The following is a 10320-nucleotide window of genomic DNA, read 5'->3' as shown; positions in this document are numbered from 1 at the left end:
AGAAAATCCCGCAATAGCTCATTTTCCATCTTTAGTCGTTTGTTCTCATACTTGTATTCTGCCAGTGTTTTTGCAGGTTTGCGCCCTCGTGTCTTTGGAAGGACAGATTCTTTTAGCCAGCAGTGAATTGCCCATCGACTAATCCCATACTCTTGACTTAAAGCACGCTGACTTTCTCCTGCTCTGATTCGTGATACAACTTCCTCTCGTATCCCCGCTGGATACTTTTTCATTCCTTTTTTTCCGGACATAGCGAGACCCCCTTATGTAGTTCTATTATCCTACATAAGGGGGCTTTTTGTCATTGTCCGTTTTTACTGGACCTGTTCAAATAGGAAGGGGCTTATTTATCATGAAAGAACGATTCAAAAAAATACTATCTTATATACCAGGTTTTCGTACGAAGAAGAAATGGAAAATGTGCTGCGCCGTGATTGGTTATATCATTTTGCTTCTTCTATTCTATGGTATGGGACCATCTTCAGACTGCGTGACAGCACAGGATCGTGCAATCAGTCAAACAGTAAGCCGATTATCTTACCTTGTTTTCATCGGCATTCCATTTTTACTGCTTACAGATGCTTTTCAAATTTCTTCTCGTATGAAATTTTTTTCGCGACATAAACTCATATACTTTCTAGTTGTTGTTCCATTTATATGGTTTATTTGTTTGCTAACCATTGTTACTCTATCTACCAATCTGGAAACTGGTTATTCCTCCGAATACCAAGCTATTCTCGCAGAAAAAGAACAATTAGCTGCCGTTGAAGCCGCTAAAAAAGCTGAGCAAAAAGCCACTGAAAACGCAGAAAAAGAAAAGCACGCAGAAATAGAGGCTACTGAAAAACAGAAGGAACAAGAGGAACAGCTAGCCGAAATACGAGAAAAAGAAGCTGAGCAAAGAAAGGAAAAAATCAACAGCCTCTTAGATAAATATATAGAGAATCCTAAAGAATCCAACGCAAAAAAAGTCAAAAAATATACTGCTGCTGAAGTTTATCCTGTCATTTCCCAAAAAATCAAAGGAATCTATACACAAGATAAAACATTCAGTTCCTATGAAACAGAGGGAAAAATTGAGGATCTCTGCAATTTATACATCACCAATTATCCAAATGATATGAATACACCACACTTCAAAGAATATTTAGAGAGCTGCCAAGCTTATACAGCAAATAAAGATATGTTATGGGAGTTAGATAAAAAATATGGCGGAGATATCACAAATATATATTCCAACTGTCAATATCGAGAATTCTATGTCATTCAAAAATTAGGTACTTATTATGAGGATACCATTAGCGGAACAATCCAAAAAGAATTGGATTCCTTGAAAGAAGAAAAACTGGAATATGTAGCCGCAAATGTCATTTATGATAGCCTATGGGGAACTATGCCCGATAGATCCACCTATTATGTATTGCGACCACTCGCTCCTCTTTCCAGTTCAGGAGTTTATACCGCCTATGTGAAGACATCTGGAACAAAAACCCTGAGAGATAACGCAGGATTTGAATTTGAAAGTACCATATACCAAGAAATTGATGCCACTGCTTTGGAATCAGATATGGAAACTTATAACAATTTAGACTTTGAACAAGGGCAATTAGAGGGTCGATTAGAAAATCAATTAAAATAAATTATCATTTGCAGCAAAATAAAGAGCATTCTAAAGCCAAAAAAGGTGCAGTGAATACTCGGTAATTGTAAAACGATAATATGCGAGTTTCTTAGAACAGGCATGATTGAAATCATGCCTGTTCCGCTTTTATCAGTTCATCCACAGGAATGTAGCTAACTTTCAAGAGTTTCCGTACCCTCATTGCTACCCCCTGCAACTATATATTCTATGCCGCTGATTTCGTCCACGATTTTCAATTCAGGCAAACAGATTTTTTGCAACGATGCTTCCGTTTTCATCAAAAGTTGGGGGAGTTTCATCTTTCTGCCATACTCATTAGCAAATATTATTAAGATTGAAACAACAACTAATTCCCCAATTTTATTTCACGGAATACATCTCTTATCAATGCATAGGTCAATAATTTTTCGACAAAATCAGTTACGTCCGTATCATCAAGATAAAGTAATTTCTGGTTGTGTAGCGTTCCCAAGAAAATATCTCCACAAACCAATAACTCCGGCGTCTGGCTTCCTATCAGCTCTTTCAACTCACTTACTTTACCGCTTCCCTTCTTTCCAATAGCTATTTTGCCATGATGCGGGAAAGAGTATGTTTCCCCATTTTGGATTATAGCATTCACATCATACTGAAGTGAATTGTGCGGTTTGTTGTTGTCCTTATCAACAGAAACAGTCAATATCGTATGCGAGCCGTAATCAAAGAACCCTAAGTTCATAAACTTTGTATTAGATTGATACTCAATCAAAAAAGAACGATATGCTCCCTGATAACTTCCTCCTGCTGCGTTACCACAAGAAAGGAATCTAATTCCATAGTCTTTTATTAGACGAAAATGCCTATACTGTTTTTCCGGCATTTTATGGCTTGTGTCTAAAAAGCACTCCCATAAGTTTGTCAAAAAAGGAAGCAACTCACTCGGAGTATCAGGGTTAAATTCATACCCACAATAATAATCCTTGTTTTCATTAAGAACATCAAATGCAAAACGTTCTTTAGGCTGATCTTCCGGCAAATAATCACCTTGCCCACATAGCATGGATTGATAATCCGGCAACTCATTTAAAAGTACGTATTGATTTATCTCAGCTTCATACTTTGCAGTCATAGTGTAATCGCCATTTGTAACAAAAATGTAGTCTGCGTTCAAAGCATCTGCATAGTCTATAGCTTGCTGAATTGCGCTATCACCAATCATAATTTCAGGTGCTTTGCATTCAATAATCGCCAGTGGGGACAGTTCGCCCTTGTTTCCATTAAACCTTTCTACAATAATATCGGCACGACGAGCACTATTTATTTGGTATTTAGAAAGACGCATTTCAACTTGTATCATTTCCTTAGGTATATTTTTACAAAATAGCAAGTATTGTAAAACTTGTTGCCGAACAGTTTCCTCTGGCGTTTTCAAGATTAATCGCTCTCTAAATGGATCAACATAGTATTCTTTCCCTTGAGACTTATGTATTGGGGGTAATTGTAAATCGTTAAGTAATTTATAAAAATCTGTCATGATGCGAACCTCCCAACTCAATTTTTGTGTACTGCAGCATTCAGAAAAGAACCCCGCTCGTATGTATACGTGCATCATTATACAAAACGACACTACATCTTTCAAGATTCGTTTCCAAATACACCAAGCTAAAGCATAACCTTTTATGAACACCTCTATAGCCAAACAAGAACTCCGCACTAAATAGCCGGACAGCTCTTGTTCGTCAGTAAAAATAAATCAAAGCTTTCATATTCTGTAGCTGTTTTGAGGCAAACAGCAGGATCTTCGCTAAGGATTAAGTCAGCATATGCATCAGGGTCATTATAGAGCAGGTAATCGAGTTGCAACTATTAATACATATTGTACATCACCTCGTTTTCCACAGCGATAGTACCTATAAAAACCATGTTGCTATCCGAAAAGCAAAGCTTTACGCAGACAGCATCAAAGTTAAACTCGCAAAATAATAGGCATTTTATAGTGAATAGCTCTGTAATTCTGATATTTTTACAAAAAAGAACAATGCCTGTCATATGACTCGACATTGTTCTTTTCTTTGTTATTTTCAGACAGATGCCGTAAAACAGGAATTAGCCCTTTGAGATTTCACCACCTTCCGAGAGGCGTTATCGGGTGTTATTAAAACCCCGGAAACCCTTGAAAATACGCCAATTTATCCATGCGAAGGCGTTATAGGCTGTTATCGAACATTACCGCATTTTTATGGCCTCACGGACGCTCGTGAGGGAAAAATTAAGGGCAAAACACAGGGAACGACAAGAGAATGAAATGGCAAAGAGAACTGTCGTGATGTGTGCCAGGCTCCGCCGGAGCCTCCCCTGTGTGAAGCCGGACAACTGAATATGGCGGCTCTTGTGAGCCGATGGACTGACGGACATTAGTGTTTCTGCTGATGTCCGTTTTTCTATGCCTAAAATCAGATGCGAAAGGGGGTTCCGGGCTGGACCTCCTTTTTGTGTCTCAATGGAGGTGAGAAGCATTGAGCGACAAGCCCGCGTCACCTGCCAGGGGACGAAAGAAAACCGCCCCGCCTGCCCAGCAGCCACCCCAGGAAGAAGTGGTGGTCCGCCTGCCGCTGACCGACCTTCACCCATTCCCGGACCATCCTTTTCAGGTACGGGACGATGAGGAAATGCGGGAGACAATCCAGAGCGTCAAAGAGTATGGCGTGATTGTCCCTGCCATCGTGCGGCCCCGCGAGGAAGGCGGCTATGAGATTGTGGCCGGACACCGGCGCAAATACGCCTGTGAGCAGGCCGGTCTGGACACGATGCCGGTCCTGATCCGCAACCTGGACCGGGACGCTGCCACCATCATCATGGTGGACAGCAACCTTCAGCGGGAGAACATTCTGCCCAGCGAGAGGGCCAAGGCATACAAGATGAAGCTGGAGGCCATCAAGCGGCAGGGCGCACGAAACGATTTGACTTCGCCGAAAATTTCGGCGAAGTTGAGAAGTGATGATGAGATCGGCCAGCAGATGGGGGTCAGCGGCGATACGGTCCGCAACTATATTTCCCTGACGAACCTGGTCCCGGAGCTGATGCAGATGGTGGATGATGGCAAGATTGCACTTTCACCCGCTTATCAGATTGCGGCTCTCAAGCCGGAGGAACAGCAGATACTCGTCACCACGATAGACTATGAGCAGGCCACCCCGTCACTCTCCCAGGCCCAGCGGATGAAGAAATTCAGCCAAACCGGGAAACTCAATGAGGACAGTATGCTGGCAATCATGTCCGAGGAAAAGAAGTCGGAGAAATTCAGTCTGACCTTTGACGGGGACCGCATACGCAAGTATTTTCCAAAATCCTATACGCCCCTGCAAATGGAGAACACCATCATCAAGCTGCTTGAGGCATGGCAGAAGAAACGCCAGCGCAGCCAGGAGCGATAAAACCGAATACACCTAACCCGCCGGACAATCCATTTGCCCGGCTTTTTCATTTTCACAAGGAGGTATCCATGTATATCAACACTTTCAAATACACACCGGCAGATGTGGACTGCAAACTTTGCACCGAGTATGTCAAGAAATTTGGCTGCACCGCCTGCGGCTGCCCCTGGATGGCCGAGCGCATCGAGGCGGGTGTTGTGGGCTATGCAGAGGTGGTCCGGCAGATGTTTCCCCACGATAAGCGCCTGATGGCCCGCCTGGAACCGCTGATCCGGGATTTCCCCGGTATGCTCTGGCAGGATGAGCGCCACCGGCAGCGCATGGAGGGTGTGAAAATCCACCTGGGCCACAGCAAACGCCGGGACACGCCTGCTTTCTTTGCGGTCATGTTCCTGTTCACTTCCGATGAGGATATTTACCGCCGCGCCGGAAACTGCCTGTGCAGGCGGGGCGCGGAGTTCGACTATGCAAGGCTCCATGAGATTTCTCCCCACGATTACACCCTCTATATCGCTGCGCGGGGCATCTATACCAACGCGGGAGGACTGACAACCCGTGACCTGGCGGATGCCGAGGTTGTGGACGCTGCGGCGCTTCGCATGATCGTGAACGCCCTGCTCATCGCCCGGTATGGCTGTGCGGTCCTGGATATTCACGAAAGGGGGCGCAAGGCATGAAACCTCTGCATCTCCCGCTGGAAGGCCACGACCTGCTGGCTGTGGAACGGTTCAAGGACGATACCCGGCACATGGCGGAATTTCTCATTCTGTCTACCCACTGCCCCCTGGGGCGCAGGGGCCAGTATAAGCGGCTGTTTCTGACCGAGGACGAGTATGCCCGGATGCGGTCCCTGGAACGCCAGGGCCAGCTTCAGATCCGCCGACACGCTGCAATCATCGAGGGGCATATCCTGCCCGACAAACCAAAAAAACGCCGCCGTTGATGGCAGGCTCACCCATAGGAGGATTTAAGTATGGACGCTTATGAAGCATTGAAAGAAACCTTTGACGATCTGTTTCAGCAGGCGGTGGAGGAAGGCTGCTACACCGAGGACGAAGCCGCCGAGCTGGTGGAAAGTCTGGATATTTACAGTCTGTTGCAGGTGGTCCGCCACAATGCCACAACGGTGTATTCCTACATCACCCAGGGCAGGCAGGAACGGTCCTTCAACTACCGGGGCGAGGACCTGTTCCGCCAGAAGGCTACCCTGCTGTATGAGGAAACCGATCAGGTCACGATGGAGATTGTGGTGGCTACCCGCACCTTGGAGCTGTGGCTCCTGGAAGATATGTCCCTGGCGGTTGTCTCCTGCGTGAGCGTGAACTACGACCATGACGGTTACATCACGCAGTACCGCACCATCAAAGATACGCCGGTCATGGACAGCGAGCTGTGCCTGGACCTGGGCGAGCTTGTGGAGGACTTAAACGGGCTGTGCGGCCCGGTGTATGAACATACCCAGCCGGTCTATGAACCGTAACCAGTAAGGCGGCTGGCCCCAGGGCCGGGCCGCCCTTTCAGAATGGGAGTGATGAATATGGCAGTTTTTCGCGTAGAGCGCACACGGGACTACACCGTGATGAGCAACTACCACCTGAAAGATACCGGCCTGACCCTGAAAGCCAAGGGGCTTCTCTCCATGATGCTCTCCCTGCCGGATGAGTGGAATTACACCACGCGGGGCCTGGCCTCCATCTGCAAGGAAAGCGTGGAGACGATTGGCAAGACCCTCCGGGAGCTGGAAAGCGCGGGGTATCTGACCCGCAGGCAGCTTCGGGGCAAGAATGGCCGGATCACCGATACCGAGTACACCATCTTTGAGAAGCCGGTCAAGCCCCAGCCGGAACCGGCCCCGCCAGATACGGCTTCACCAGGTACGGAAAACCCGGATATGGTAAATCCAGATATGGAAACACCAGATATGGCTGTACCAGATACGGAAAACCCGCCGCAATTAAATACTAAGAAATCAAATATCCAAAAATCAAATACTCATGGATCAAATACTCATTCATTCTTTCCTTCTGCACCTGCGGCGGCTGAGACGGACGGACAGACGGAAGTGATGGAGAAACGAGAAGAAATCAGGGATCAGATTGAGTACGAGCATATCTGCAATTCCCTGAACCGGGAGCAGATAGACGAGTTCGTGGAAATCATGCTGGAAGTGGCGCTGACTAAAAGCCCCACCATCAAGATCGGGCGGGATGTGGAATATCCCACCGCTTTTGTTCAGCAGAGGTTTGAGAAAATCACCTGTTCCCACATCGAGAAAGTGCTGGACGGTATTCACGAAAACACCACCCGCGTCTGGAACACCAAGGCATATCTGATGGCGGCGCTGTTCAATGCACCGTCCTCTCTGGACAATCACTACACGATGCTGGTCAATCACGACCTTTATGGAGGCGGCTCATAAGGGCCGCCTTTTCTGCACCCCGGACATGGGGAGAAAGGAGTTTTGCATGAAACGCCCGCTTGCGTATATCACCGCCCATTGGGGCGACAACGAGTTTGAGAACACCGAAAACGCCGCCAAATACTGCCGCCTGGTCTATGAGGCCGGTTTTTCCCCGGTCTGCCCGCTTTTGTTCCTGCCGCTGTTTTTGAAGGACAGCATCCCCCAGGAGCATAAGGACGGGATCGACATGGCCCGCGACTATCTCCGCCGCGCTTCTGTGCTGGTAGTCTGCGGCGGTACGGTGGATGAGGCCATGAAGAATGACATCGCCGTAGCCGAGCGGCTGCGGATCACCGCCACCACCCTGGACGGTATTTTGACGGTCAAAGGCCAGGGCCGCGAGGATGGCGGCAAAAAGGGAGCCTGACCCATGCGGGGGAAATACCTGCTCCGCCGTCTGGTGGTCCCGCCTTAGATGGGTCCGCCGCTTTCATCCTGACAGAAGGGAGTGATTTTGATGCAGGAAGAAGTGGAAAACAGGACATTGACGCTGACGGTCAATGCCACCAAGTTCACCGGCCGGGTCCTGAAAGCGGCGCTTTCCAAGTACCTGGCCCACCGAAAGAACAAAAAGCTGCAAAACAGCCGGGACAGCCCGGATGATGTGAAGCCATACGGCAGGGTCAGCATGGAGGACCTGAAAAAGCAGTACGGCGATATGAAGGAGATCGACCTGCAAGACAAGGGGCTTCGGAGTTTTGACCGGATTGCCCGTGAGTACAAGGTCCAGTATGCAGTCTATAAAACGGCAAAGGGCCAGTATCAGATTTTCTTCAAGGCTCCCAGCGAGGCGAGTATGAACGCCGCCTTCCAGAAGTATTCCAAGAACCGGCTGAAAAAGGAGCAGCGCCGGGAGTCGGTGCTGGGTAAGCTCAAGAAGTTCAAGGAGCTGGTGAAAGCCCCGGTCCCGAACCGTGAGAAACGGAGGGAACAGGAACGATGAGACAGCTTGATTTGAAAAAACTTCTGCTCCCCAACCTGCCCTATCTGCTGATTGGCCTCTATGCCACCAAGTTGGGCGAGGCATGGCGGCTGGCTCCGGGCGCGGACGCTTCGGCCAAGCTGCTGGGCCTGATGGATGGATTTGCCGCCGCTTTTCAATCGGCGCTCCCCAGCTTTCACCCGGTTGACCTGCTGGTGGGCCTATGCTGCGGGGCTGCCCTGCGGCTGGCTGTTTACTTCAAGGGCAAGAACGCCAAGAAGTACCGCAAGAACATGGAATACGGTTCGGCCCGCTGGAGTGCATAATCTTAAGTGTAAAGAACTCTACATGGACGCACAGGAGGATATGCACATGAATGATTACAACAAAATCACAGCCCTTTACTCCCGCCTTTCCGTAGGCGACGAGGACAGGGACGGCGGCGAAAGCAACTCCATACAGAACCAGAAGAAGTTTTTGGAAAGCTACGCCAGACAGCTAAAATTGACGAATATCCGGCACTACATTGACGACGATGAAAGCGGCAGATTTTTCGACCGCTCCGCCTACTCCCGCATGATAGAGGACGTAGAAAACGGTAAAATCGGCGTGTGTATTATGAAAGACATGACCCGCTGGGGGCGCGACTATCTCCAAGTCGGCAACGCTATGGAGATATTCAGACGGAACAATGTGCGCTTTATCGCGGTCAACAACGGGATAGACAGCGAGAAGCCCGACACATTGGAGTTTGCGCCCTTTATCAACATCATGTCGGAGTGGTACGCAAAGGACATCAGCAAGAAAGTAAAGACCGGCATTAAGACGAAGGGCATGAGTGGAAAGCCGATTGCCACCGAAGCTCTCTATGGCTATGTCAAATCCCCGGACAACAAGGATTTTTGGATAATCGACGAGGAAGCCGCCGGAGTTGTCCGTTTGATTTTTCGCCTGTTTCTGGACGGGAAAAACCGCAACCAAATCGCCGTATATCTGACGCAGGCGCAAATCCCAACGCCCACATTCTACATGAAAGAGCGCGGGCGGGGAACGTGCAAAAACAGGGCGCTCAATGAGGATAACCGTTACAAGTGGAACAAAGCCACTTTGACCCATATCCTTACACGGCAGGAGTATTGCGGCGATGTAGTCAACTTCAAGACTACAAAGCATTTCCGGGACAAGCGGAACCACTATGTAGACCGGAGCCAATGGCAGATAACCGAAAATGTGCATGAGCCGATTATTGACCGCGCCGACTTTGAAACCGCACAGCGGATTTTGGAAAACGCGCCCGTCAGACGCCCCAACGGGGACGGGGAAATCCACCCTTTGTCGGGCTTGCTTTTCTGTAAGGATTGCGGCGCAAAAATGCACATCCGCATAGATTACAGAAACGGCGGCAAGCGGCACGTTGCCTATTGCAGCGAGTACCACAAGGGAAAAGCCAAAAACCCCAAATGCCATTCCCCGCACATCATTGACGCGGACTTGCTCATGCAGACCGTCGCGGAAGTGCTGAAGAAAATCGAGGACTATTCTATCAGCAACCGGGCGGAGTTTGAAGCCTTAGTGAAAAAGAACCTTGCCATGCAGCAGACCGACCAGACCAAAAAGCAGCAGAAGCGTATCCCACAAATCACGGCGCGCCTTGAACAGATCGACAAGGTGCTGAACAAGCTCTATGAGGACAACGCCCTCGGCACTATCCCGCAAGACCGCTACGAGCAAATGTCGCAGAAGTATTCAGAAGAATACTACGCATTGAAAACGGAGCTTTCCATACTCCAAGAGCAGCTATCCGCTTATGAGAACGCGGGAGGACGGGCGCAGAAGTTTTTGAAGCTGACGGAACGCCATGCCGCCTTTACTGACCTCACCC

General features: G+C 48.6%; 11 protein-coding genes and 2 pseudogenes. 10 read left to right on the top strand and 3 right to left on the bottom strand.

What is annotated here, in order from left to right; translation table 11 throughout:
- A partial coding sequence (locus tag BUB35_RS16455; RefSeq protein ID WP_416385643.1) for a transposase occupies nucleotides 1-251 on the bottom strand: 251 nt, incomplete at its 3' end.
- A gap of 101 nt (nucleotides 252-352) precedes the next feature.
- On the opposite strand from BUB35_RS16455, the gene BUB35_RS16450 reads away from it, so the two are divergent.
- Nucleotides 353-1639, top strand: a complete 1287-nt coding sequence (locus tag BUB35_RS16450) for a cell envelope integrity protein TolA (protein ID WP_143185482.1) — start codon at nucleotides 353-355, stop codon at nucleotides 1637-1639.
- Nucleotides 1640-1988: 349 nt separating this feature from the next.
- On the opposite strand, the gene BUB35_RS16445 is transcribed toward BUB35_RS16450, so the two are convergent.
- Together BUB35_RS16445 and BUB35_RS19715 are read right to left on the bottom strand one after the other, a co-directional pair.
- The gene (locus BUB35_RS16445; protein WP_072853541.1) at nucleotides 1989-3155 is read right to left on the bottom strand and encodes a type I restriction enzyme HsdR N-terminal domain-containing protein; all 1167 of its coding nucleotides are present in this window, start codon (nucleotides 3153-3155) and stop codon (nucleotides 1989-1991) included.
- 179 nt (nucleotides 3156-3334) lie between these two features.
- Nucleotides 3335-3670, bottom strand: a pseudogene (locus BUB35_RS19715) (DUF6061 family protein).
- Between the two features lie 467 nt (nucleotides 3671-4137).
- On the opposite strand from BUB35_RS19715, the gene BUB35_RS16435 reads away from it, so the two are divergent.
- From BUB35_RS16435 to BUB35_RS16395, 9 genes and pseudogenes are all read left to right on the top strand, one after another.
- Nucleotides 4138-5055: a ParB/RepB/Spo0J family partition protein gene (locus tag BUB35_RS16435; RefSeq protein ID WP_072853539.1), complete on the top strand. Its 918-nt coding sequence runs from the start codon at nucleotides 4138-4140 to the stop codon at nucleotides 5053-5055.
- Nucleotides 5056-5123: 68 nt separating this feature from the next.
- The gene (locus BUB35_RS16430) at nucleotides 5124-5732 is read left to right on the top strand and encodes a hypothetical protein (RefSeq protein ID WP_072853537.1); all 609 of its coding nucleotides are present in this window, start codon (nucleotides 5124-5126) and stop codon (nucleotides 5730-5732) included.
- Nucleotides 5729-5998, top strand: a complete 270-nt coding sequence (locus BUB35_RS16425; RefSeq protein WP_072853536.1) for a DUF5720 family protein — start codon at nucleotides 5729-5731, stop codon at nucleotides 5996-5998. Before BUB35_RS16430 ends, BUB35_RS16425 begins: the two co-directional genes overlap by 4 nt.
- A gap of 30 nt (nucleotides 5999-6028) precedes the next feature.
- Nucleotides 6029-6535, top strand: coding sequence for a hypothetical protein (locus BUB35_RS16420; protein ID WP_072853534.1), 507 nt, complete (start codon nucleotides 6029-6031; stop codon nucleotides 6533-6535).
- A gap of 57 nt (nucleotides 6536-6592) precedes the next feature.
- Nucleotides 6593-7474 carry a DUF6017 domain-containing protein gene (locus tag BUB35_RS16415; RefSeq protein WP_072853532.1) on the top strand — a complete coding sequence of 294 codons (882 nt, stop codon included), beginning with the start codon at nucleotides 6593-6595 and terminating at the stop codon, nucleotides 7472-7474.
- Between the two features lie 46 nt (nucleotides 7475-7520).
- Complete coding sequence (locus BUB35_RS16410; RefSeq protein WP_072853530.1) at nucleotides 7521-7883, top strand: DUF7768 domain-containing protein; 363 nt, start codon at nucleotides 7521-7523, stop codon at nucleotides 7881-7883.
- Between the two features lie 90 nt (nucleotides 7884-7973).
- On the top strand, nucleotides 7974-8459 hold the full coding sequence (locus BUB35_RS16405) for a PcfB family protein (protein WP_072853528.1): 486 nt from the start codon (nucleotides 7974-7976) through the stop codon (nucleotides 8457-8459).
- Nucleotides 8456-8755: pseudogene (locus BUB35_RS16400) on the top strand (VirD4-like conjugal transfer protein, CD1115 family); the annotation flags it as partial. The gene BUB35_RS16405 and the pseudogene BUB35_RS16400, both read left to right, overlap by 4 nt.
- Before the next feature lie 55 nt (nucleotides 8756-8810).
- On the top strand, nucleotides 8811-10320 hold a 1510-nt coding region (locus BUB35_RS16395; protein ID WP_330391153.1), incomplete at its 3' end, for a recombinase family protein.

Source organism: Anaerotignum lactatifermentans DSM 14214, from assembly GCF_900142265.1.
GTDB lineage: Bacteria > Bacillota > Clostridia > Lachnospirales > Anaerotignaceae > Anaerotignum > Anaerotignum lactatifermentans.
Note: the sequence above shows the minus strand (reverse complement) of the source record. Positions and strands in the feature narration are given on the sequence as shown.